This window comes from Bisgaardia hudsonensis (assembly GCF_004345785.1).
Classification (GTDB): Bacteria; Pseudomonadota; Gammaproteobacteria; order Enterobacterales; family Pasteurellaceae; genus Bisgaardia; species Bisgaardia hudsonensis.
The window spans coordinates 31,069-54,713 of the sequence record NZ_SLXI01000002.1; the positions used below are offsets into that span (position 1 = coordinate 31,069).

Annotated in this window: 23 protein-coding genes; 12 read left to right on the plus strand and 11 right to left on the minus strand. The window is 33.6% G+C overall.

What is annotated here, in order from left to right:
* Positions 1-143: 143 nt before the first annotated feature.
* Entirely contained in the window at positions 144-2,087 is a 1,944-nt protein-coding gene (locus tag EV697_RS02845; RefSeq protein WP_132022379.1) for an ABC transporter ATP-binding protein, read from the plus strand.
* A gap of 572 nt (positions 2,088-2,659) precedes the next feature.
* Here EV697_RS02845 and EV697_RS02850 read toward each other — a convergent pair.
* From EV697_RS02850 to argR, 10 genes are all read right to left on the minus strand, one after another.
* Complete coding sequence (locus EV697_RS02850; protein ID WP_132022381.1) at positions 2,660-4,027, minus strand: sodium-dependent transporter; 1,368 nt, start codon at positions 4,025-4,027, stop codon at positions 2,660-2,662.
* A gap of 37 nt (positions 4,028-4,064) precedes the next feature.
* On the minus strand, positions 4,065-4,700 hold the full coding sequence (gene nth / locus EV697_RS02855; protein WP_132022384.1) for an endonuclease III: 636 nt from the start codon (positions 4,698-4,700) through the stop codon (positions 4,065-4,067).
* The gene (locus EV697_RS02860; RefSeq protein ID WP_132022386.1) at positions 4,700-5,389 is read right to left on the minus strand and encodes an electron transport complex subunit E; all 690 of its coding nucleotides are present in this window, start codon (positions 5,387-5,389) and stop codon (positions 4,700-4,702) included. The genes nth and EV697_RS02860 overlap by 1 nt, the downstream gene beginning before the upstream one ends.
* 3 nt (positions 5,390-5,392) lie before the next feature.
* The gene (gene rsxG / locus EV697_RS02865) at positions 5,393-6,025 is read right to left on the minus strand and encodes an electron transport complex subunit RsxG (RefSeq protein ID WP_132022388.1); all 633 of its coding nucleotides are present in this window, start codon (positions 6,023-6,025) and stop codon (positions 5,393-5,395) included.
* Between the two features lie 10 nt (positions 6,026-6,035).
* On the minus strand, positions 6,036-7,112 hold the full coding sequence (gene rsxD, locus EV697_RS02870; protein ID WP_132022391.1) for an electron transport complex subunit RsxD: 1,077 nt from the start codon (positions 7,110-7,112) through the stop codon (positions 6,036-6,038).
* Positions 7,113-7,161: 49 nt separating this feature from the next.
* Positions 7,162-9,780 (minus strand): electron transport complex subunit RsxC, encoded by a 2,619-nt coding sequence (gene rsxC, locus EV697_RS02875; RefSeq protein WP_165906461.1) that lies wholly within the window; start codon positions 9,778-9,780, stop codon positions 7,162-7,164.
* The gene (rsxB, locus tag EV697_RS02880; RefSeq protein ID WP_132022394.1) at positions 9,780-10,370 is read right to left on the minus strand and encodes an electron transport complex subunit RsxB; all 591 of its coding nucleotides are present in this window, start codon (positions 10,368-10,370) and stop codon (positions 9,780-9,782) included. Before rsxB ends, rsxC begins: the two co-directional genes overlap by 1 nt.
* A gap of 2 nt (positions 10,371-10,372) precedes the next feature.
* Positions 10,373-10,954 carry an electron transport complex subunit RsxA gene (gene rsxA / locus EV697_RS02885; RefSeq protein WP_132022396.1) on the minus strand — a complete coding sequence of 194 codons (582 nt, stop codon included), beginning with the start codon at positions 10,952-10,954 and terminating at the stop codon, positions 10,373-10,375.
* 152 nt (positions 10,955-11,106) lie between these two features.
* The gene (locus EV697_RS02890; RefSeq protein WP_132022399.1) at positions 11,107-11,994 is read right to left on the minus strand and encodes a TIGR01777 family oxidoreductase; all 888 of its coding nucleotides are present in this window, start codon (positions 11,992-11,994) and stop codon (positions 11,107-11,109) included.
* Positions 11,995-12,021: 27 nt separating this feature from the next.
* Positions 12,022-12,492 carry a transcriptional regulator ArgR gene (gene argR, locus EV697_RS02895; RefSeq protein ID WP_132022402.1) on the minus strand — a complete coding sequence of 157 codons (471 nt, stop codon included), beginning with the start codon at positions 12,490-12,492 and terminating at the stop codon, positions 12,022-12,024.
* Positions 12,493-12,700: 208 nt separating this feature from the next.
* Here argR and mdh point away from each other — a divergent pair, with 208 nt between their 5' ends.
* Complete coding sequence (gene mdh, locus EV697_RS02900) at positions 12,701-13,636, plus strand: malate dehydrogenase (RefSeq protein WP_132022404.1); 936 nt, start codon at positions 12,701-12,703, stop codon at positions 13,634-13,636.
* Between the two features lie 74 nt (positions 13,637-13,710).
* Here the strand turns inward: mdh and argS are convergent, their stop codons facing one another.
* Positions 13,711-15,444: an arginine--tRNA ligase gene (gene argS, locus EV697_RS02905; protein WP_132022406.1), complete on the minus strand. Its 1,734-nt coding sequence runs from the start codon at positions 15,442-15,444 to the stop codon at positions 13,711-13,713.
* 84 nt (positions 15,445-15,528) lie between these two features.
* Between argS and EV697_RS02910 the strand changes: the two genes are divergently transcribed.
* The 10 genes from EV697_RS02910 to EV697_RS02955 all read left to right on the plus strand — a co-directional run bounded on the left by EV697_RS02910 (position 15,529) and on the right by EV697_RS02955 (position 23,638).
* Entirely contained in the window at positions 15,529-16,122 is a 594-nt protein-coding gene (locus EV697_RS02910; RefSeq protein ID WP_132022409.1) for a VOC family protein, read from the plus strand.
* A complete protein-coding gene (locus tag EV697_RS02915) occupies positions 16,122-16,463 on the plus strand; it encodes a hypothetical protein (protein WP_132022411.1) in 342 nt (113 codons plus the stop codon). The genes EV697_RS02910 and EV697_RS02915 overlap by 1 nt, the downstream gene beginning before the upstream one ends.
* Before the next feature lie 37 nt (positions 16,464-16,500).
* Complete coding sequence (locus EV697_RS02920) at positions 16,501-16,965, plus strand: outer membrane lipoprotein (protein ID WP_132022414.1); 465 nt, start codon at positions 16,501-16,503, stop codon at positions 16,963-16,965.
* Between the two features lie 153 nt (positions 16,966-17,118).
* Positions 17,119-18,201: a peptide chain release factor 1 gene (gene prfA, locus EV697_RS02925; protein WP_132022417.1), complete on the plus strand. Its 1,083-nt coding sequence runs from the start codon at positions 17,119-17,121 to the stop codon at positions 18,199-18,201.
* Positions 18,202-18,300: 99 nt separating this feature from the next.
* The gene (locus EV697_RS02930) at positions 18,301-18,717 is read left to right on the plus strand and encodes an RDD family protein (RefSeq protein ID WP_132022419.1); all 417 of its coding nucleotides are present in this window, start codon (positions 18,301-18,303) and stop codon (positions 18,715-18,717) included.
* Between the two features lie 66 nt (positions 18,718-18,783).
* Complete coding sequence (prmC, locus tag EV697_RS02935; protein ID WP_269467713.1) at positions 18,784-19,731, plus strand: peptide chain release factor N(5)-glutamine methyltransferase; 948 nt, start codon at positions 18,784-18,786, stop codon at positions 19,729-19,731.
* An 8-nt stretch (positions 19,732-19,739) separates the two neighbouring features.
* Positions 19,740-20,534 carry a SirB1 family protein gene (locus EV697_RS02940; protein WP_132022422.1) on the plus strand — a complete coding sequence of 265 codons (795 nt, stop codon included), beginning with the start codon at positions 19,740-19,742 and terminating at the stop codon, positions 20,532-20,534.
* A 28-nt stretch (positions 20,535-20,562) separates the two neighbouring features.
* Positions 20,563-21,417, plus strand: coding sequence for a 3-deoxy-8-phosphooctulonate synthase (gene kdsA, locus EV697_RS02945; RefSeq protein ID WP_132022425.1), 855 nt, complete (start codon positions 20,563-20,565; stop codon positions 21,415-21,417).
* A 32-nt stretch (positions 21,418-21,449) separates the two neighbouring features.
* On the plus strand, positions 21,450-22,394 hold the full coding sequence (locus EV697_RS02950) for a 2-hydroxyacid dehydrogenase (protein WP_132022427.1): 945 nt from the start codon (positions 21,450-21,452) through the stop codon (positions 22,392-22,394).
* A gap of 59 nt (positions 22,395-22,453) precedes the next feature.
* Positions 22,454-23,638 carry a lipoprotein-releasing ABC transporter permease subunit gene (locus EV697_RS02955; RefSeq protein WP_132022430.1) on the plus strand — a complete coding sequence of 395 codons (1,185 nt, stop codon included), beginning with the start codon at positions 22,454-22,456 and terminating at the stop codon, positions 23,636-23,638.
* Positions 23,639-23,645: the final 7 nt, after the last annotated feature.

The following is a 23,645-nucleotide window of genomic DNA, read 5'->3' on the forward strand; positions in this document are numbered from 1 at the left end:
TAAACTACCCATAAAAGTAAGAATAACAATTTCTCTTTTCTAAAAATCTTATAATCCATATCTCTTTCTCTTATTCTCTATAAAAACCTCCATAAAACTGGTAGAATTCAGACTAATTTTTACAGAATAATTTAGGAACAATCGTGGCATTAATTAGTTTAACAAATGGCTATCTTTCTTTTAGTGATCATCCTTTGCTTGATTATGCAGAATTACATATTGAGGCTGGTGAAAGGCTATGTCTGGTCGGGCGTAATGGGGCGGGAAAATCTACGTTAATGAAAATTCTTGCTGGTGAAATCATTATGGATGATGGGCGTTTACTTTTAGAGCAAGATATTGTTATTTCTCGTTTGGAACAAGATCCACCAAGAAATGCTCAAGGTAATGTATTTGATTATGTTGCTGAGGGTGTTGAGCATCTAGCGGATTTATTGAAAGAATATCATCGAGTTTCCGCTTTGTTAGCCACTGATTGTAGTGAGCCGGTATTAAATAAATTATCTGAGATTCAAAGTCAGTTAGAACATTCTAATGGCTGGCAATTTGAAACTAAAATTAATGAAGTATTGCAAAAATTAGAATTAAACCCAGATACATTATTATCAGAACTTTCTGGAGGTTGGTTGCGTAAGGCGGCATTAGCAAGGGCATTAGTATGTAATCCTGATGTATTACTTTTAGATGAGCCGACAAACCATTTAGATGTTGACGCGATAGAATGGCTAGAAAACTTTTTACAAGACTTCTCAGGAAGTATCGTATTTATTTCCCATGACCGTTCATTTATTCGTAAAATGGCAACTCGAATCGTCGATCTTGATCGTGGTAAATTAGTTTCTTATCCTGGAAATTATGATCTGTATTTGACAACAAAAGAAGAAAATTTGCGAGTAGAAGCGTTACAAAATGATCTTTTTGATAAAAAACTTGCACAGGAAGAAGTTTGGATTAGACAAGGTATTAAAGCAAGAAGAACACGTAATGAAGGACGAGTGAGAGCGTTAAAAGCATTGCGTGAAGAACGTAGTCAACGTCGTGAAGTATTAGGAACGGCGAAAATCCAATTAGATACTTCAAATCGTTCTGGCAAGATAGTATTTGAAATGGAAGATGTGAGTTATAACGTTGCAGGTAAGCAATTATTAAGCCATTTTAGTACCACGATATTGCGTGGTGATAAAATAGCATTAGTAGGAGCAAATGGTTGTGGAAAAACTACCTTCATCAAATTATTACTCGGTGAAATTCAGCCAACTTCTGGGCGAGTACATTGTGGAACAAAATTAAATATTGCTTATTTTGATCAGTACCGAGCAGAGTTAGATCCTGAAAAAACCGTTATGGATAATGTTGCTGACGGAAAACAAGATGTGGAAGTTAATGGGGTTAAGCGTCATGTATTAGGTTATTTACAAGACTTTTTATTCCCGCCTAAACGAGCAATGACACCAGTTAAAGCATTGTCTGGTGGTGAACGTAACCGATTATTGTTAGCAAAATTATTATTAAAACCGAATAATTTGTTGATTCTCGACGAGCCGACCAATGATCTTGATGTAGAAACATTGGAATTATTAGAAGATATTTTAACGGAATATTCGGGTACATTGTTGATAGTCAGCCATGATCGTCAGTTTATTGATAATACCGCAACAGAATGTTATATGTTTGAAGGCAATGGGGTATTAAATAAATACGTTGGTGGTTTCTATGACGCGAAACAACAACAGGCGAATTATTTTGCAACAAAGGCAGAAAAGCAAAATGATAATAAAAATGTAATAAATAAATCCAATAAATTAGAAAGTGCGGTAGAAATTTCACAAATTTCTGCGAATAAATCTAAATCAAAAAGCGGTAAATTGTCTTATAAAGAGCAAAGAGAGTTAGAGGAATTACCAAAGCAATTAGAAAAATTAGAAGAAAATATTACCGCACTTCAGACAGAAGTCAGTTCTTCGGAATTTTTCCAAAAATCCCACGAATACACCTCCGTAAAATTACAAGAGTTATCAGAGGCAGAACAGGCATTAGAAACGGCATTTATGCGTTGGGAAGAATTGGAAGAAAAGAAGAATAGGTAAAAGTTAAAATAATTTTTTGCTATTATAAAAGTCTAACTTATTAAGATAGTTAGGCTTTTTTATTTATATGGAATAAGACACCTAGTTAATAACAATATTGATATATAAAATATAATTAATAAGTTGATTTATTTTTTTCTTATTTGTTTATAACTTTCCCAAAATAAACTAATGATAAAAATTATTGTTAGACTGATCATTATTTTGGGGAAAATGATAAATAAAAGCCTAATAATTAATATAATTGTAAATAGTTTTAGTATGTTTGCTATACTTTGTCCAAATCCACCACTCCATACCCAGTAGAATATAAATAACCAAATAGCAAACTCCATATAGGGCTCCATTATGTTGATAATTTAGAATTAATAAGATAAATACTAATATAAATAGTTATTAAATGATAACAAACATCAAAAAGGTCGGCAATGTCATGGATAATAGGAATAAAACAGAGATATTTGATAAGCGGGACGATTTTTTATAACTGATAGTAAAAGAATGTATAGTTAAGTGGTAGCTTGTCATTATATAACTAAGGTACCACTTATTATCATTGGATATTTCGTTATTTAAATCAAATTACTCACAAAAATAACTAAAATAATTAATGGAACAACAAATTTAACATAGTTAAACCAGATTGTTGTAAATAATGAATTAGGATTTTCTGGTGAAAGCTCTTGTTTGGCTTTATCTTTAAGTATAAATCCAACAAAGATTGCACAACCAAGTGCGGTTAATAAAAATAGAATATTGCCACTTGCATAATCAAAAGCATCAAAAATATTTTTATCAAAGAAAGTAACATCAGCAAGAACATTATTACTTAATGCTGATGGAATATTACCGAATAGGAAAATACCACCTAAAGTTAAAAAAATTGCTTTGCCACGACGCATTCTTAGCTTTTCTTGTAATGCGGTAATAAGCACTTCATAAATAGTAATTGATGTTGTTAATGCCGCAATTAATAACAAGCTAAAGAAAATAATTGCAAAAATACGCCCAGCCCATAAGTGAGAGAAGACAATCGGCAAACTTTGGAATACTAAGGTCGGTCCTGAGTCAGGAGCTATACCAAAGCTAAATAATGACGGAAAAATCATAAAGCCAGCTAAAATAGCGATAATGGTATTGGTAAAACCAGTAATTACCGCTGTTTGAATAAGATTTTCTTCTTTACTTAAATAACTCGAAAGTGTAATTAATACGCCAAAGCCAAGGCTTAATGCAAAGAATACTTGACCAAGAACCATAATAAAAAGTTTTGCATTAATTTTTGAAAAATCAGGTTTTAAATAATATTCAATACCTTCCATTGCTCCTGGTAGAGTAACATTGCGAATAACCATACCAATTAGGAAAATAAATAATAATGGCATAAGATATTTTACAGAACGCTCAATACCGCCAATAATCCCTTTTGCAAGAATGATATAATTACATATTACAAAAAGTAAGGTATAAAAAATAATTTGTATTGGGCTATTATTGATACTCTGATTGTAAAAATTCTGTGCGGTTTCCTTTGTTATACTGGAAGATATATCCAGACTACCTGTAATTAAACTAATAATATAGTTAATTACCCAACCACCGATAACCATATAGTATGCCATAATGCCAAAAGCACCGAGTAGCCCCATATAACCAATAATTTTCCAATATTTAGAAATTTTTTGATTTTCTAGTTTATCCCCAAAAGCATCAATAGAATTCACACGCAGACGGCGACCAATCACATTTTCAACTAAAATCATTGGAATACCAATAACGATCATTGCAATACAGAAAAGTAGTACATAAGCACCGCCACCATTTTCACCAACTAAATAGGGAAATCGCCAAGTTGCACCAAAACCAACTGTTGCTCCAGCAACTGTCATAATATAAGTCAAACGACTTGACCAAGTTTGTCTTTCAATTTTTGTTGTCATAGTTTTTCTCTAGTTTATTTTTATAAAATTGATTTTATTATTCATCTACTTTTTCTTTGTACTCACAAAGATCTTCAATAATACAAGATCCGCAACGAGGCTTTCTTGCAATACAAGTATAACGTCCGTGTAAGATTAACCAATGGTGGACATCTACTTTAAATTCAGCGGGAACCACTTTTAATAATTTTTCCTCCACTTTGACGACATCTTTTCCCGGAGCAAAGCCTGTTCGATTAGATACACGAAAAATATGGGTATCCACGGCAATAGTCGGATGGCCAAAGGCGGTATTAAGAACAACGTTCGCTGTTTTGCGACCAACTCCAGCAAGCGCTTCTAATGCCTCACGATTTTCAGGAATTTCACCATTATGCTTTTCGATTAAGTCTTGGCAGGTTTTGATAATATTAGTGGCTTTACTATTATATAAACCAATGGTTTTAATATAGCTTTTTAAGCCATCTAAACCAAGATCTAAAATCGCCTGTGGGGTATTGGCAACAGGAAATAATTTTTCTGTGGCTTTATTGACACCTTTATCCGTCGCCTGTGCAGAAAGGATTACCGCAATTAATAGCTCAAAAGGTGAGCTATAATTTAATTCTGTTGTAGGGTGAGGATTTTGATCTCTCAAGCGTGTGAGTATTTCAATTCGTTTTTGTTTATTCATTATTTTATTCTATTATCAATGATATTTTTTAAGGCAAGGATTAAGCCTAATCCTAAGAATGCACCTGGTGGTAAGATTGCGAGTAAAAAGTAATTATCCAAATGAAAAAATTCAATATGTAATACTTTTGCCCAATCACCAAGTAAATGTTCTATACCAATAAAGAGTTTGCCAGTCCCTAAAATTTCTCGCAAAGTACCAAGCACAAACAAGCTGAACATCATTCCGATACCCATTGCAAAACCATCAATAAGAGAATGTAAAATTGAGTTTTTTGAGGCGAACGCTTCGGCTCGTCCAATAACAATACAATTAGTAACGATTAATGGAATGAAAATACCTAAAGATTGATAAAGGGTGTAGGTATAAGCGTTCATAATTAATTGAACCATTGTTACTGTCGTTGCAATGATCATTACATAAATTGGTATACGGATCTCATTAGGTATTTGTTTTTGAAAAATTGATACCACAGTGTTAGTAAACATTAATACGATGACCGTAGCAAGTCCTAATCCCAAAGCATTCGCTGCGGAATTGGAAACGGCTAATAGTGGACAAAGTCCCAATAGCTGAACAAGAGCTGGATTGCTGTGCCAAAATCCTTGTTTAAAAAGGGCTGACCATAATCCACTTGGATTTTGTTCTATCTTTTTTTCTGTTTCTAAGCGAGCCTTATTTTCTGTCATATTTTATTTTTCTAATGTTGATCGATTTAATTCTTTTTCTTGGATATGTTTAAGCATAGCTAAAGATGAATTTTTTACCTGATTTACTACTGCTCTTGGTGTAATTGTTGCCCCTGCAAATTGATCAAATTTACCTCCATCTTTTTTTACCGCCCATTCTGATTGGTCGTTTGGGGTAATTATTTTATTTGTAAAAGATAAAATCCAATCGGATATACGTAAATCTATTTTATCGCCTAATCCAGGTGTTTCTTGATGTTCTACAACACGTACCCCTAGTACTTCACCAACTGGAGAGAGTCCAATTAATAAACGAATATTACCAGAATAACCATCTGGTGCGATGGTTTCAAAAGCATAAGCTGTTATTTTTCCATTTTTCTTGGCAGTGCAAATTTTATTGATATTTTCTGTTTTGATAGTTTCAATAGTTGAATCGGAACAACTAGACAATAAATCATTATCATAATATTTTTGAGGAATGACTTCAGTCAGTCTTTGTTGTTGTTGTTTTTCTATTTCGCTGTCTATTTTGTTTTTGGTTAAAAAATAAATTCCCGTAGAAAGTGCGGTACAAATTAATGCAATAAATGCCAGTAAAATACCATAGTAAGAGGTTGTTTTTAAAATTTGCATTTGTGTATCCTTATCTGTTGTAGCCAGCCACTCTTGGACGAGTATAGTGATCAATTAATGGTACACAAATATTGGCTAACAGAACTGAAAATGCGACACCATCGGGATAACCCCCATAATAACGAATGATGTAAATTAAAAAGCCAATTAATGCACCAAATACTATTTTACCTTTTGGGGTAATAGAAGCCGTTACAGGATCCGTTGCAATAAAAAATGCACCAAACATTGTTGCACCAGTAAAAAATTGCCAAATTGGTGTAGGGGCAATATCAGATAATAACCAATTTATCATACTTAAGATAAAAAGTGCGGTCAAAAAAGCAAAAGGAATTTGCCAATGAATAATTTTTTTCCAAATTAAAAATAGCCCACCAAGCATAAAAAGAAGATTGATTTGTGTCCAACCTAGCCCTGTAAATAAGTAAGTTTTATTTAATGGTAGGATAGATTGAAAAATTGGCGAATGATTAATTTCACTTAATGATGTTACGCCATTTTTTAGCCCTGTTTTAACCGCATCTAGAGGTGTTGCTTGAGTAATGCCATCAATGCTCAATGTTAATTGAGATAAATTAAAGCCATCGCTAGTTATATTGCTAAAGATTAATAAATAAGCATCAGTAAAAGATGGAGGCTCATTGAGTAATTGTATTGGAGGGAGCCAACTTGTCATTTGTAATGGAAATGAGACCAGTAAAATGACATAACCAACCATTGCTGGATTGAATAAGTTTTGCCCTAGTCCTCCGTAGATATGTTTACTTAAAATTACTGCACAAAAGATCCCAATTAAGACCAGCCAATAGGGTGAGTAAGGGGGAATCGCGATAGCTAAAATGATAGCTGTCAACGTAACACTAAAATCACCAATGTAAAATAGTTTTGGTTTTTTTCGTAAAACAGTGACGATAAATTCAAGAAAAAGTGCAAAGGAAATGGCTAGTCCTATTTGAATAAGGACACCGTAGCCAAAGTAATAAACTTGGGCTGTAATAGCTGGAATCATAGCGAGGATAACCCATAACATTATTCTCGCAGTCAGTTTGCCAGAATGGGTATGAGGTGAGCTGATCATCTTAAACATCTAAAATCTCTTCTTGTTCGTTATGCGAATAAAGGATAGTTATAATCAATTATATTTTCTTTTCTTGTTGTTGAGCTAATTTTTTCGCTTTTGCTCTAGCAATAGCTGCTGCAACCGCTGCTTTTTTCGGATCTTTTTCAACCGGTTCAGTGGATTTTATTTCTACTTCTTCAGTATGTTGACTTTCTTGTTGAGCTAATTTTTTGGCTTTTGCTCTAGCGATAGCTGCCATAACTGCTGCTTTTTTCGGATCTTTTTCAACAGGTTCAGTAGATTTTACTTCTACTTCTTCAGTATGTTGACTTTCTTGTTGAGCTAGTTTTTTGGCTTTTGCTCTAGCAATAGCTGCTGCAACCGCTGCTTTTTTCGGATCTTTTTCAACCGGTTCAGTGGATTTTATTTCTACTTCTTCAGTATGTTGACTTTCTTGTTGAGCTAATTTTTTGGCTTTTGCTCTAGCTATAGCTGCCATAACTGCTGCTTTTTTCGGATCTTTTTCAACAGATTCAGTGGATTTTACTTCTATTTCTTCGGTATGTTGACTTTCTTGTTGAGCTAGTTTTTTGGCTTTTGCTCTAGCGATAGCTGCCGTAACCGCTACTTTTTTCGGATCTTTTTCAACAGATTCAGTGGATTTTACTTCTACTTCTTCAGTATGTAGACTTTCTTGTTGAGCTAGTTTTTTGGCTTTTACTCTAGCGATAGCTGTCGCAACCGCTACTTTTTTCGGATCTTTTTCAACCGGTTCAGTGGATTTTATTTCTACTTCTTCGGTATGTTGACTTTCTTGTTGAGCTAATTTTTTCGCTTTAGCTCTAGCAATAGCTGCCACAACCGCTGCTTTTTTCGGATCTTTTTCAACAGATTCAGTGGATTTTACTTCTACTTCTTCGGTATGTTGACTTTCTTGTTGAGCTAGTTTTTTGGCTTTTGCTTTAGCAATAGCTGCTGCAACCGATATTTTTTGAGTATTATTCGTATGATTAAGTGCGGTTAAATTTTTATCTGTTTCTGATTGCTGTGTTGCTTGTTTTGCTAGACGACGAGCTTTACGTTCAGCCATTATTGCTGAATTATCTGGTAATTTTTCGCCTGATTCAGTAATAATAGTTTTTACTTCATTTATTTTTGAATCTTGTTTTTTAGCTTTTAGTCGAGCTAATGCGGCTTGTACAGGATCAACGCCTTGTTGTTTTGCTATTTCCTCTCGTCTTGCTTCAGCTGCACGTTGTGTTCTTTCTTTACGAGCTTGTTCTTCTTTTTCTAGTCTAGCTTGGCGAGCTTCAAAACGAATTTTAGCTTCTTCGGCTTTTTTAGCTTTATCTTTAATTTCCCAAATTTTTGCCTTTTCTTGACGAAAATATTGAATTAAAGGGATATGGCTTGGGCAAACATAGGCACATAGTCCACATTCCATACAATCTTTTAGGGCATATTGTTCTGATTTTTCATGATCTTCACTACGAGCAAACCAATAAAGCTGTTGTGGCATTAAATTTACAGGACAAACATCAGAACAGGCAGAACAGCGAATGCAAGATTGTTCTGGTTCTGGTGGTGCATATTCAAAATGATCTGGGGCTAATAGGCAATTTGTTACTTTTGTTACGGGGGCATTAAGATTAGGAATAATAAATCCCATCATAGGCCCGCCCATAAAAACAGGGAAACGATCATCATATTGGTAATTTACTTGCGCTAATAACTGTATAATTGGTGTACCGATACGAACCCATTGATTTCCTTTATGATGAATTTTATCGCCAGTTAATGTTACAACACGTTCAATTAATGGTTCATCATTAATGACTGCACGTTTTATTGCAAAAGCTGTTCCAACATTATGCATTAGTACGCCAATGCTCGATGAACGTTGTCCATTAGGAACTTCTATTCCTGTTAAAATCTGAATTAATTGTTTTGATGCACCCGATGGATATTTGGTTGGAATTACTCTTATATCTATGTCATTTGCACCGCTAAGTGCTTTTTTCAATGCCTTAATCGCTTCAGGTTTATTATCTTCTATGGCGATAACTGCTTTTTCTGGACGTAGTATATACCTTAATATTCTAATGCCTTCAATGATTTCGTCTGCATAATCTCGCATTAAGCGATCATCACAAGTGATATAAGGTTCACATTCTGCACCGTTAATAATCAGTAATTTAACTTTTTTTTCTGCTGACTGAATTTTTGCTGCCGTAGGGAAAACTGCACCACCTAAACCAGCAATACCTGCTTGATAAATTCGATCAATTAATTTTTCAGGGCTAGAGGTTAAAAAATCTTCTATTGGTTGCTTTTCTCGCCATTGATCTAAACCATCGGCTTGAATTTCAATGGATATTTCAGGTAAGCCTGAAGGATGGGCTGCAATATAAGGGATAATATTAGTAACAACGCCAGATGTAGGCGCGTGAACAGGTAATGCTCGTAGCCCATCACCTAGGGTAAGTTGTTGACCTTTTAATACTTTATCACCAGTTTTAACTAACAGATTACCTGATATACCAACGTGTTGTTTTACAGGGATATAATAAGTGTTGACTAATTTTGCATATTTTATAGGTTGCTGATTAGATTGTGATTTCATTTCAGGTGGATGAATACCACCTTTAAAATCCCATAATTTTCCTGAATTATAACTTGTTAATATATCTATCATTATTTCCCCACAATCATTTTTTTCTGTGTTGATGTAGTATCGACGACGGGAATGATTAAATCAGGATTAAATTTCCAATCCCAACTATTAATATCTTTCTCAATTTTAATCATTGAAATGCAATCAGTAGGACAGGGTGATACACATAACTCACAACCAGTACAAAGATCGGGGATTACAGTATGCATTGCTTTATTGCTACCAATAATGGCATCAACTGGGCAGGCTTGAATACATTTAGTACAGCCAATACACATTGCTTCATCAATTAATGCCACTTTAGGTGAATTATCTTTTTCAAAATCAGCATTTGGGGCTTCAACACCTAATAGATCGGCAATTTTAATTACCAATGGTTGTCCGCCAGGAACGCATTTTGTTATTTCATCTCCATTAGCAATAGCTTCTGCATAGGGCTTGCAACCAGGGTAACCACATTGCCCACATTGACTCTGAGGCAGAATACTATCAATCTGCTCTACAATAGGATCCGACTTTACCTTAAGCTTTACCGCTGCAAAACCTAGGATAATGCCAAAAATTAAGGCAAGAGTAGCAATCGCTATGAGCACATAATAAACGGTGGACATTATTATAATCTCACTAAACCAGTAAAGCCCATAAAGGCAAGCGACATCAATCCAGCCGTAATAAGTCCAATGGAAGCACCTCGAAATGGCATTGGTACATCGGCTGCTTCTAAACGCTCTCTTAATGAGGCGAACAACACTAATACAAGGGCAAATCCTAAGGAAGCACCAAATCCATAGATTACAGATTGAGTCAAGTTATGACTAAGATTAACATTGAGTAATGCTACACCAAGAACAGCACAATTTGTTGTTATTAACGGTAGAAAGATACCCAATAATCGATATAGCATAGGACTGGTTTTATGGATAACCATTTCGGTAAATTGCACTACTACAGCAATAACTAATATAAATACTAATACACGTAAGAAAACGGCATTGAGCGGAATTAAAATATAATGATCAATTAAATAAGAACATAATGAGGCAACGGTAAGCACAAACATTGTAGCTAATCCCATACCAATAGCACTTTCTATTTTTTTAGAAACCCCCATAAACGGACAGATCCCTAAGAATTTTACTAGGACGAAGTTATTGATAAGTGCAGTGCTAATAATCAGTAAAATATAATCTGTCATAATATCTTTATTAATTGAGTCGAGCCCTATATTATCACTATTTCTTGTTGCAAGAACAATAAAAAATTTTTCATCTATTATTTTTTCAACTCAAAATAGTTAAGTAGATAAAGAAGCAGATTAAAAATCATACCATTTACATTGAGTTTTTATTATATTAGAATCTCCTTTAATGCCTCTTGTAATGTTGCATAATGAAATTTAAATCCACATTGAATAAGCTTTTCTGGCATAACTCGTTGGCTATTAAGCAATAATTGTGAGCGTTCACCTAAGATCCATTTAAGAATAAAACTAGGAACGCTTACAAAATAAGGGCGTTTGAGTAATCTTCCTAAGATTTGGTTAAATATTTTATTTTTTACAGGATTAGGCGAACTAAGATTAAACACTCCTCGACATTGTGGGTTATTTAATAAAAAAAGAATACCATTTAGCATATCTTCTAATGCAATCCATGCCCAATATTGCTCGCCATTACCTAACCTACCGCCAAGTCCCCAACGATATATTGGTAACATTTTTTGTAATGCTCCACCAGACTTACTCAGAACTATCCCTGTTCTTAATAAACATACTCTGGTATTGGCTTGTAATGCTGTTTTTTCCCATTTAGCACAAAGTTGAGCCGTAAATTCAGTGCCATTTGTTGTATTTTCAGTAATTACTTGATCATTTTGACTGTCATAATAGCCTGTTGCTGAACCTGAAATAAATGTGTGGGGAGGTTTCGAGCTTTGATTAATAAGTGCAGTTAAATTTTTTGTAATATTTATTCGGCTATCGATCAATTTTTTCTTTTGTTGTGTATTCCACGAATGATTGAAAATAGGTTCACCAGCCAAATTAATTACCGCATCAAAATTATTTAAGTTATTATAAATGGATAGATCAACGATATAATTGATATTATCCTGAAACATTTTTTGTGCTTTTTCTTTATTTCTTACCAAAGCGGTAACATTATGCCCTTGCCTTATTAATTGAAAAACTAAATGAGAACCGATAAAACCTGTTGCTCCAGTAATTAAGATATTCATTTATTTTCCTTAAATTTAGTGTTTAGATCACAGTGATGTTTTAAATAATTCTTCAATAGTAGTGACGAGAACATTAATATCAGTATCCAATGTAGGGGTAATAAAAATCGTATCATCTCCAGCTATTGTGCCTAGAATACCGTCTGCTTTACCTACTGAGTCTAGTAATAAAGCAATAAGCTGAGCTGCACCAGGTACTGTTTTTACTACAATTAAATATTGGTTATGATCAATATCTAAAACTAAATTTTTAAGAGGACTTTTTGTATCTGGAACTTTTAATTTACTTGGTAAACAGTAAACAATTTCATTTCTTGTGTTACGTGTTCTAATTGCCCCAAATTTTGTGAGCATTCTTGATACTTTTGATTGATTAATATTGCTAAAACCTTGTTCTTGTAAGGCATTGACAATTTCAATTTGTGAAGCGAAACATTCTTGAGCGAGTAATTCTTTAAATGCGTTAGTTAATGAATTTGTTTTCTTAGAAGTAACCATTTTATTTTCCTAAAATGCAATTTATCGGGTAAATTGTGCATAAAAATTCAGAATAAGTAAATAATATTAACGATAATTAACTTAAATATTCCTCATATCCTTTTTAATTATATTGAGAAATTAATTTCTTTATTTGAAATCTCGCCCATAAGTCGATAAAATCTACCGTATTCGATAATTAACTCAATATAAGTAGAAGGAGTACTAAATGAAAGTAGCAGTGTTAGGCGCAGCAGGTGGTATTGGTCAAGCTTTAGCATTATTGTTAAAGTTACAATTACCAGCAGGTACAGAGTTATCGCTTTATGATATTGCTCCAGTAACACCAGGTGTTGCTGCGGATGTGAGTCACATTCCGACCGCAGTCAAAGTACAAGGTTTTGGTGGCGAAGATCCAACCCCAGCATTAGAAGGTGCTGATGTAGTGTTAATTTCAGCTGGTGTTGCTCGTAAACCTGGAATGGATCGCTCTGATTTATTTAATATTAATGCAGGTATTGTACGTAACCTAATTGAAAAAGTCGCAGTAGCTTGTCCAAAAGCTTGTGTTGGTATTATTACCAATCCTGTGAATACAACAGTAGCGATTGCGGCTGAAACCTTGAAAAAAGCGGGTGTTTATGACAAACGTAAACTATTTGGTGTGACGACATTAGATGTACTTCGTTCAGAAACATTTGTAGCTGAATTAAAGAGTTTAAATGTTTCTCGTACTGCTGTGCCTGTAATTGGTGGACATTCAGGCGTAACTATCCTTCCATTGCTTTCACAAGTTCAATATGTTGAATGGAATGATGAAGAAATTGCACCATTAACAAAACGTATTCAAAATGCTGGTACAGAAGTTGTTGAAGCAAAAGCGGGCGGTGGATCAGCGACGCTTTCAATGGCTCAAGCAGCGGCACGTTTTGCACGTTCTTTAGTTAAAGCATTAAGTGGTGAAACAGTGGTTGAATGTACTTATGTTGAAGGGGATGGCAAATATGCTCGTTTCTTCTCTCAACCTGTTCGTTTAGGCAAAGAAGGGGTTGAAGAAATTTTACCAATCGGTCAATTAAGTGCGTTTGAACAAAAAGCATTAGAAGATATGCTTCCAACATTACGTGCTGATATTGAATTAGGCGAAAAGTTTGTAAATAACTAATTTTTATTTAACGCTATAATGAATAACAAAAGAGGATCAAATGATCCTCTTTTTTGATCTAACTTGATAAATTATTACATCTTCTCAACAGTTTTAATACCAAGTAAATCTAATCCCTGTTTTAAGGTTTTTTCTGTAAGTAATGCTAATTTTAAACGACTGAGTTTAATGCTTTCATCTTCATTGTTTAAAATTGGGCAGTTTTCGTAGAAACTAGAGAATAGTCCTGCTAATTCATATAAATAAGTACATAAAATATGTGGCGTTCCTTCTTTTGCTACTACTCGAATTGCTTCTTCAAACTGTAATAATTTAATCGCTAATAAACGTTCTTTTTCATTTTCTAATTGTATCTTTGATTCAGAAAATGCTTGTTCATTAATGTCGGCTTTACTGAAAATAGAGCGAATACGGGTATAAGCATATTGCATATATGGAGCCGTATTCCCCTCAAAGCTCAGCATATTATCCCAATCAAATATATAATCAGTGGTACGATTTTTGGATAAGTCAGAATATTTTACTGATCCAATACCTATCGCTTCAATAACTGCTCGTTTCTCTTCTTCTGAAAGTGCGGTACTTTTTTCTGCAATTAATTTATCAGCACGTTCAATGGCTTCATCTAAAAGATCTGCTAATTTAACAGTTCCGCCCGTACGGGTTTTAAAGGGTTTCCCATCTTTTCCTAACATCATACCGAAATTTTTATGTTCAAGTTGGAAACTATCAGGCACATAGCCAGCTTTACGAGTAATCAACCAAGCTTGTTGCATATGCTGACTTTGGCGAGTATCAGAGAAAACTAACGCTCGATCTGCTTTTAGTGTATGGCAACGGTATTTTGCTGCAGCAATATCCGTAGTCGTATAAAGAAAGCCACCATCTTTTTTCTGAACGATAACGCCCATAGGATCGCCGTCTTTATTTTTAAATTCATCAAGATAAACCACTAAAGCACCATCATCTTCAACCGCTAAACCTTGCTGTTTTAAATCAGCGACAATTTCAGGTAACATCGGATTATAAAGACTTTCGCCCATTACATCTTTTTCTGTTAAGGTAACATTTAGACGATTATAGTTATGTTGGTTTTGTTGCATCGTAATATCAACTAATTTTTTCCACATCGTAAGGCAGTACTCATCTCCACTTTGTAACTTAACGACATAGTGACGGGCTTTTTTTGCAAACTCTTCATCTGTATCATAATGTACTTTTGCATCACGATAAAATGCTTCTAAATCCGAGAGATCCATTGCATTAGCATTTTCATTTTCCATTTTTTCAAGATAGGCAATGAGCATACCAAATTGTGTACCCCAATCACCTACGTGGTTTGCTCGGATAACTTTATCACCCAGAAATTCTAATGTGCGAGCGATGGAATCACCAATGATAGTTGAACGTAAATGTCCTACGTGCATTTCCTTTGCAACATTTGGAGAGGAATAATCGATAACCACAGTTTGTTTTTCTGATGTGTAGATACCTAATTTTTCATCGTTTAGAGCATTTTGAAGATTGTTTGCTAACCAATTTTTATCTAAAAAGATATTAATAAACCCTGGACCTGCAATCTCTGTTTTTTCTGCTATACCCTGTAAATCTAATTTCTCAAGGACTTTATTGGCAAATTCACGTGGGTTACAAGCTAGTTTTTTGGCTACCGCCATAATACCATTAGCTTGGTAGTCACCAAATTGTGATTTTGCTGATTGACGGAGCATCGCATCATCTTGTTCACTTGCCCCTGCAAGAATCATCGCTTGTTTTACTTTATCTGATAAGAGAGATTGTATATTCACTATTTATTACCTAGCTTTGAATTTAAAAAATAATCCGTTATGATACCGCCCTTTATTATTTCAGAAAAGATAAAGCAAAGAAAAATGCAAAAAAATAATATAAATCATCCTTTATTTGAGAAAAATTCTTTACCATTAGATAAGTTTATTCTATTTGAACAAAAAATTTTAGCCTTATCTAAGGTAATTAATGTAGCGCTAAATAAGTTTACAATAGACCATATCGCAATTAGAGTAAATCATTGTAAAAGTGCTGAACAATGGCTGACTTTATTATTAAAGTGCGGTAGAATCATATCGGATAATATCATCAATGGGCGTGTTATTTACTTAGTGCAGTTACAACAGCCATTGTATTTTGCTAATCAGTTTATTGATGTTATTGAATTGCCATTTCCCAAAAATAAACACTATCCTGTTGAAGATTGGGAGCACATTGAAGTTGTAGTCCCTTTCTTGGCTAATGAATCTGTTAGTGATTGGGTTTTGAGAATGGAAAAACAATTTTTATGGGGAGAACTTAAGGAAGTTCACATAAAGGTAGATGAACCGAAAGCGGAGGGAGAAATTTATCCTAATCCATCAATTGCATTGAGTTTTATGGATAAACTACATAATCATACATGTATAAAGGTTCATCCTTATCATATTAAGAAAATTATTGAGGTTTTTAAATAATGAAAAAAATAATGTTAGCGTTTACAGTACTATTAACTTTAGGACTAACTGCTTGTAGCTCAAATGGAAGTGACGATGGGAGTGAAGAGGCTACTTATCGTTATCGTGGAGAGGTTGTGTTTAGTTCTTATACAACAGATGGATTAAAACTTACTATTCGCAAGAATGATTGTGATGCGTCGCAAGAAACTTCTGATGTAGTAATTTTACGTAGTGCTTATGATTCTAATATTGTTGTTGGCGCTTGTGTTCAAGTATCTACAAGCGATGAAGGTACAATAGTTACAAATATTTCTCGTTCTAAATCAAGATCTTCTTTATCTAGAACTGGAGAATATTAATTCAAATCTTACATTAAGGTACTAATAGGATTATTTTATGAAAAGAAAAGCGTTGGCGTTATCTGCTTTATTTTGTTTAGGGCTGGTAGGTTGTGCAAATCAAGATATTTACAGTGGTAGTGTTTATTCTGGTGGGCAAGCTAAGGAAGCTAGATCTATTAGCTATGGAACAATAATATCGACTAGACCTGTCAAAATTCAAGCTGATAATCAAGGTGTTATTGGCACTCTTGGTGGTGGTGTTTTAGGCGGTATTGCTGGCTCGGGAGTTGGTGGTGGTACTGGACAAGCAATCGCTACAGCAGTTGGTGCTATTGCGGGTTCTGTAATTGGTAGTAAAGTTGAAGAAAAAGCTAGCCAAGTCAACTCGTTAGAACTAGTAATTAAAAAAGATAATGGGAAGGAAATCGTTGTTGTTCAGAAATATGAGCAAAGTTTAGTTCCAGGTGCGAGAGTTCGTATTGTTGGTAGTGATAGAGATTTAAATGTTTCTGCGATGTAACTAAAGCATTTCTATAATAAGGCTTTTAGGTTTTGTATTCTAAAAGCCTTATTTTTTGTTATTAATAAATTGAAAATCTATAAATTTATTAGAGAATCAGCTAAACTAAGCCAGTTTTTGTTATTAATGATTTTTTATATATAGGGTCAGTAAATGAAACCATCTATTATTAGTAAATTAGAAAGTTTAAATGAACGTCATGAAGAATTAGAAGCATTATTAGGTGATGCTTCGGTAATTAGCGATCAAGATAAATTTAGAGCCTATTCAAAAGAATATTCACAATTAGAAGATGTGGTTAAATGTTTTGCTCGCTGGAAACAACTTAATAATAATTTAGAAGAAGCCGAAATTTTACTTGATGATCCAAGTATGCGTGAAATGGCACAAGAAGAAATTGAAGAATGTAAAACAGAGTTAGAAAATGTTGAACAGCAATTACAAATTCTACTTTTACCAAAAGATCCAAATGATGAGTATAACGCTTATTTAGAAATTCGAGCTGGAACTGGTGGTGATGAAGCGGGTATTTTTGCTGGTGATTTATTCCGTATGTATAGCCGTTATGCCGAAACAAAACGCTGGCGAGTAGAAGTATTAAGTGCAAACGAAAGTGAGCAAGGTGGCTTTAAAGAAATTATCGTGAAAATTAGTGGTGAGGCAGTTTACGGACAATTAAAATTTGAATCAGGTGGTCATCGTGTGCAACGTGTACCAAAAACGGAATCTCAAGGACGAATTCATACTTCTGCTTGTACGGTAGCCGTTATGCCTGAATTACCAGAAAGTGAATTACCTGAAATCAATCCTTCTGATTTAAGAATTGATACTTATCGTTCTTCTGGTGCGGGGGGACAGCACGTTAATACGACAGATTCAGCGGTACGTATTACCCATATTCCGACAGGGATTGTTGTAGAATGTCAAGATGAACGCTCGCAACATAAAAATAAAGCAAAAGCGATGTCAGTGTTAGCTTCTCGTATTGTTCAAGCAGAACAAGAAAAACAAGCTCAAGAACAGGCTGATACTCGTCGTAACTTATTAGGTTCTGGCGATCGTTCAGATAAAATACGTACTTACAATTATCCACAAGGCCGAGTTACTGATCATCGTATTAATTTAACTTTATATCGTCTTGATGAAGTGATGAATGGTAAAATTGATGAATTAATTCAACCGATTATTACTGAATATCAAGCGGATCAATTAGCTGCACTATCGGAATTAAATTAATTTAATATAGGTAACATTATGTTAGTAGAAAATTCAAAGAAAAATATTGTAGAGATTGAAAATGTTGAATTAAAAAAATCATACTGAGCTAGCAAGCCGTTGCGAAGATTAGGAGCAACTTTAGTTAATCCTATTCTTTTTGTATTTTCTATTTTAGTTGTTCTTTTATTAACTATAGGTCTATCTCCTTTAATAGCATATTTTGACTTGGATAGAAAAACTGTTTTTATTACTTCCGATGTATTAATGTTAGTGATTACGTTATTTATTCAATTAATTTTTATGTATGTATATAGACAAACCGTTGGAAAAAAATTAATGAAAATTAGAGTAGTTAATTATTATTCAAAACAACAAGTTAGTTTTATACGTTATGTTTTTAGGGAAATATTTGAAGTTATTGGAGTACAACTTATATTCATTTATCTTATTAATATAGTGATGATTTTTGTTAATAAAGAAAAACGAACGCTAACAGATTTTTTATTTAGTACGATAGTGGTTAAAGATAAATAACACCATTGGGTTTTCAAAGGCACGATATGGTTTCGTGCCTTTTATTTATAAGTGGGGATAGTAATTTTGCTTAATAATATAATAATACAAGATTCTCAAAATTATCAACAATGGTTAGCTAACGCCATAAAACTGTTATCGGAGCATCATCTCAATGATCCCTATGCTGATCCAAAAGTTGATGCCAATGTATTATTAGAATTTGTAACTAAAAAAACACGTTCTTATATTTTGGCATTTCCTGAAACATTACTTAAGCAAAATGAAATTGAGCAATTATCAGAATATGTTTTACGTCGTACTAAAGGTGAACCTATCGCTTATATTCTTGGTGAAAAGGCTTTTTGGAATTTAATATTGGAAGTATCTAAAGACACCTTAATTCCAAGAGCTGATACGGAAATTCTGGTAGAAAAAGCAATAGATATTATAAAACTTACTTTAAAACAACCGCACTTTTTAAATGGTAAAAAAAAGGAATTTAATATTTTAGATCTTGGAACAGGAACTGGAGCAATTGCATTAGCATTGGCTTATGAGTTATTTCCACTTTTTGACAAGTGCGGTATAAAATTAAATATTATTGGCGTTGATTTTCTGGAAAGTGCTGTTTCACTAGCTAAGCGAAATGCGGAAAGAAATCAGCTAAGAGATAAAGTACAATTTATACAAAGTGATTGGTTCAAGCAATTACCTAAGATAAAATTTGATCTAATTGTCAGTAATCCACCTTATATTGATGAAGAAGACGAAAATTTAACACAAGGCGATGTTATTTTTGAGCCGAAAACAGCCCTAATTGCAAATGAACAAGGTTATGCTGATTTAAGATTGATTATTGAACAATCACCTCATTATTTGCAACAAAAAGGCTGGTTGATCTTAGAGCATGGCTGGCAACAAGGGGAAAAAGTGCGGTCAATTTTTAAAGAATTTTTGTGGCAGAAGGTTGAAACGGCAAAGGATTATAACAATAATGATAGAATTACTTTGGGTCAAATAAACAATAATTAGGATAAAATATGACGTATTATCGTAAAGCATTATATGATGAAATGACCTCTTTTTATATCATTACTTCTTTAGATGACGCAGACGACCTTAATCGTATTCGCTCATTTATGGGGGCATTAGTTAGAAAAGCGAGATCTGCTTTAACAGAAGAAATGAATACTAAGCAAAAAGTTGAAAAACTTTTAAAACTGATGTATCAAGATTGGGGATTTCATTGCAATCCAGATAATTATTTTGAATTAGAAAATTTGTATTTGAATAAAGTGTTGGAAAACCATTATGGTATGCCCGTGAGTTTGGGGGCAATTATTTTATATTTAGCGGAGAGTTTAGATCTTCCTATTTATCCAATAAATTTTCCCACACAATTAATCTTAAGAGTTGATATTGAAGATGACATTTTCTTTATTGATCCTTGGAATGGGAAAAAAATTACTTTAGAAAAATTACAAAAATTATATGAGGGAGCTTTGGGATTTGGTGCGAAATTAAATGAAGAAGATTTAAAAATTGCCGATAGTCGTTTGATTATTTCCCGTTTTTGTCAATTAGCAAAAAATGCATTACTTCGAGAAGAAAAAAATTATCAAGCACTTAAATATATTGAAAGTTTGTTAAGACAAAATCCTGATGATCCTTATGAAAGAAGAGATCGAGGAATTAGTTTAGTGCAGCTTGGTTGTTTTAAAGCTGCATTAGAGGATTTTAATTTCTTTATTGAAAAATGCCCAGAAGATCCCGCTGCATTATTACTTGCAGCACAATTAGATGATTTAAAAAAAGAAGTTACTTCAGTACAATAAATCAGCAATAACGTATAAGGAACATAAAATGAAAAATAAAATAATTCAACTTAATAATATTGAAATTGCAAATGATAAACCTTTTGTCTTATTTGGCGGAATGAATGTTTTAGAAAGTCGTGATTTAGCGATGAGAGTTTGTGAAAAATATGTAGAAGTGACTAAAAAACTTAACGTACCTTATGTTTTTAAGGCTTCTTTTGATAAAGCCAATCGTTCTTCAATTCATTCTTATCGTGGTCCAGGAATGGAAGAAGGATTGAAGATTTTTCAAGAATTAAAAGATACTTTTGGTGTTAAAGTGATTACTGATGTTCATGAAATTTATCAATGTCAACCAGTAGCTGAAGTAGCTGATATTATTCAATTACCTGCTTTTTTGGCACGCCAAACGGATTTAGTGGAAGCAATGGCGAAAACAGGGGCTATTATTAATGTAAAAAAACCACAATTTTTAAGTCCTAGCCAAATGGGTAATATTGTTGAGAAAATTGAAGAATGTGGTAATAATAAAATTATTCTTTGCGATCGTGGTAGCAATTTTGGCTATGATAATCTTGTAGTGGATATGCTCGGTTTTAATATAATGAAAAAAGTCTCAAAAGGTTGCCCGGTGATTTTTGACGTAACCCATTCATTACAATGCCGTGATCCATTTGGTTCTGCATCAAGTGGGCGTCGTGATCAAGTAACAGAACTTGCTCGATCTGGTCTAGCTATTGGTATTGCTGGATTATTTTTAGAAGCACATCCAGAACCAAATAAAGCAAAATGTGATGGTCCATCGGCATTACCACTTTCTGCATTAGAGGCTTTTGTTTCTCAAATGAAAGCCGTTGATGATCTTATTAAGTCATTTGATGAAATAGATACAGCTAATTAATCGTGTTATAAATAAAAAAACAGGAGCGTATGATGAATATTGTATTTCTAGATAGCACCGCTATTCCAAACCATATTCCAGTGCCTCGTCCAAGTTTTCAACATACTTGGATTGAATACGAGCATACATCAGCGGAGCAAACTGTTGAGCGAGCAAAAAATGCGGATATCGTTATCACGAGTAAAGTATTATTTAGTCGTGAAGTAATGCAACAGTTACCAAAATTAAAACTTATTGCTATTACTGCCACAGGTACTAATAATGTCGATTTAGTTGCAGCAGAAGAATTAGGTATTACTGTAAAAAATGTAACAGGTTATTCAGCGGTAACGGTTCCAGAACACGTTATTGGATTGATTTTTGCATTAAAACATAGCCTAATGAATTGGTATAAAGATCAATTAACAGCAAAATGGGCAGATAGTAAACAATTTTGTTATTTTGATTATCCGATTACTGATGTTCGAGGTGCTACATTGGGCGTTATCGGAAAAGGTAGTATTGGTTCAGAAATTGGAAAATTAGCGACCGCACTTGGTATGAAAGTGATTTATGCTGAACGTAAAGGGGCAACAGAAATCCGAGATGGTTATTTGCCTTTTGAAGAAGTATTACAGACAGCAGATATTATCACATTACATTGTCCTTTGACTGAACAAACGACTAATTTAATTAATGCTGATACGCTAAAACTAATGAAACCTACTGCATATTTAATTAATACGGGACGAGGTCCTTTAATTGATGAGCAAGCTTTAGCTGATGCTTTAATCAATAAACAAATTGGTGCTGCAGCTGTTGATGTATTAGTTAAAGAACCACCTGAAAAAGATAATCCTTTGATTAAAGCAGCCACTTTTTTACCTAATTTAATTATTACGCCGCATATTGCTTGGGCATCAGATAGTGCGGTCACCACTTTAGTGAATAAAGTAGCACAAAATATTGAAGATTTTGTTAAAGAATTTCATCAGTAAAATAAAATATTAATGATACTAGGCGGATAATTCATCCGCCTAATTTTAAATAGGATTTTATGAATATCTCTTTATTTATTGCGATGCGTTATTGGCGATCTAAAAGTGCCGATCGCTTTGGACGTTTAGTTGGATTTCTTGCTAGTATTGGTATTGTATTGGGTGTGATGGCATTGATTATTGTCTTATCAGTAATGAATGGGCTTGAGCAACATCAAAAAAAACAAGTGCTTAGTAATATTCCTCATGCAATTATTACACCAACAAAAGGACAAATTGATTTACAGCAACAGTCTCCTCAATTAGCTGATTTTATTAATAAAGTTGTCCCAATAAATACAACTAATGTTATTTTACAGACTAGTCGAGGAATTAATGCAGGGCAAGTCATTGGCATTAGTGATTTTTCTGATGATGATTTATTGTCTGCGTTTTCTGCTGATTCTTTTGATAATATTTTACCTAAGGGCGAATATAAATTAATTATCGGGGAATTATTAGCGAATAAATTACAAGTAACAAAAGGTGATAAAATTCGAGTTATTATTACCGAAAATAGTCAATATACGCCTTTTGGAAGAGTGCCGGTACAACGTTTATTTACTATAAGTGGTATTTATCCGTCTTTTTCTGATGTATCAAATTATGAAATATTTGCTAATTTAGCAGATATTGGACGGTTAATGCGAATTAAACCAAATGAAGCTCAAGGTTATCGTTTATTTTTAGAGGATCCATTTCAAGTAACAGATTTAGAAAATAGCTCATCTTTGAAAGATTGGAAAATTTCTGATTGGCGAACACAAAAAGGCGAGTTTTTCCAAGCGGTAAAAATGGAAAAAAATATGATGGGCTTATTGGTGAGTTTAATTATTATTGTAGCAGTATCTAATATTATCACCTCTTTAAGTTTAATGGTGGTGGATAAACAAGGCGAAATTGCTATTTTACAAACTCAAGGTTTAATGAAATCACAAGTTAGGAATATCTTTATTTTTCAAGGTTTTTTAGTGGGAATTATGGGAACGCTATTAGGTTCAATACTAGGTGTCATTATTACTAGTTATTTAGACCAAATTATTCGTTGGTTTAATCCACAAGGCGTTTATTTACCGACAGAAATTAATTATTCACAAATTTTAATGATTATATTAATCTCTCTAGTGTTTTCTTTATTATCAACAATTTATCCGGCATACAGAGCATCAAAAATCGATCCAGCTGCTGCATTGCGATATGAATAAGGTCAAT

What these genes read in the sequence shown, in the direction of transcription:
- EV697_RS02850 (WP_132022381.1), bottom strand. Translation starts at nt 4,027, where the DNA reads ATGACAACAAAAATTGAAAGACAAACTTGGTCAAGTCGTTTGACTTAT.
- nth (WP_132022384.1), bottom strand. Translation starts at nt 4,700, where the DNA reads ATGAATAAACAAAAACGAATTGAAATACTCACACGCTTGAGAGATCAA.
- EV697_RS02860 (WP_132022386.1), bottom strand. Translation starts at nt 5,389, where the DNA reads ATGACAGAAAATAAGGCTCGCTTAGAAACAGAAAAAAAGATAGAACAA.
- rsxG (WP_132022388.1), bottom strand. Translation starts at nt 6,025, where the DNA reads ATGCAAATTTTAAAAACAACCTCTTACTATGGTATTTTACTGGCATTT.
- rsxD (WP_132022391.1), bottom strand. Translation starts at nt 7,112, where the DNA reads ATGTTTAAGATGATCAGCTCACCTCATACCCATTCTGGCAAACTGACT.
- rsxC (WP_165906461.1), bottom strand. Translation starts at nt 9,780, where the DNA reads ATGATAGATATATTAACAAGTTATAATTCAGGAAAATTATGGGATTTT.
- rsxB (WP_132022394.1), bottom strand. Translation starts at nt 10,370, where the DNA reads ATGTCCACCGTTTATTATGTGCTCATAGCGATTGCTACTCTTGCCTTA.
- rsxA (WP_132022396.1), bottom strand. Translation starts at nt 10,954, where the DNA reads ATGACAGATTATATTTTACTGATTATTAGCACTGCACTTATCAATAAC.
- EV697_RS02890 (WP_132022399.1), bottom strand. Translation starts at nt 11,994, where the DNA reads ATGAATATCTTAATTACTGGAGCAACAGGTTTTATCGGTTCTCATTTA.
- argR (WP_132022402.1), bottom strand. Translation starts at nt 12,492, where the DNA reads ATGGTTACTTCTAAGAAAACAAATTCATTAACTAACGCATTTAAAGAA.
- mdh (WP_132022404.1), top strand. Translation starts at nt 12,701, where the DNA reads ATGAAAGTAGCAGTGTTAGGCGCAGCAGGTGGTATTGGTCAAGCTTTA.
- EV697_RS02910 (WP_132022409.1), top strand. Translation starts at nt 15,529, where the DNA reads ATGCAAAAAAATAATATAAATCATCCTTTATTTGAGAAAAATTCTTTA.
- EV697_RS02915 (WP_132022411.1), top strand. Translation starts at nt 16,122, where the DNA reads ATGAAAAAAATAATGTTAGCGTTTACAGTACTATTAACTTTAGGACTA.
- EV697_RS02920 (WP_132022414.1), top strand. Translation starts at nt 16,501, where the DNA reads ATGAAAAGAAAAGCGTTGGCGTTATCTGCTTTATTTTGTTTAGGGCTG.
- prfA (WP_132022417.1), top strand. Translation starts at nt 17,119, where the DNA reads ATGAAACCATCTATTATTAGTAAATTAGAAAGTTTAAATGAACGTCAT.
- EV697_RS02940 (WP_132022422.1), top strand. Translation starts at nt 19,740, where the DNA reads ATGACGTATTATCGTAAAGCATTATATGATGAAATGACCTCTTTTTAT.
- kdsA (WP_132022425.1), top strand. Translation starts at nt 20,563, where the DNA reads ATGAAAAATAAAATAATTCAACTTAATAATATTGAAATTGCAAATGAT.
- EV697_RS02950 (WP_132022427.1), top strand. Translation starts at nt 21,450, where the DNA reads ATGAATATTGTATTTCTAGATAGCACCGCTATTCCAAACCATATTCCA.
- EV697_RS02955 (WP_132022430.1), top strand. Translation starts at nt 22,454, where the DNA reads ATGAATATCTCTTTATTTATTGCGATGCGTTATTGGCGATCTAAAAGT.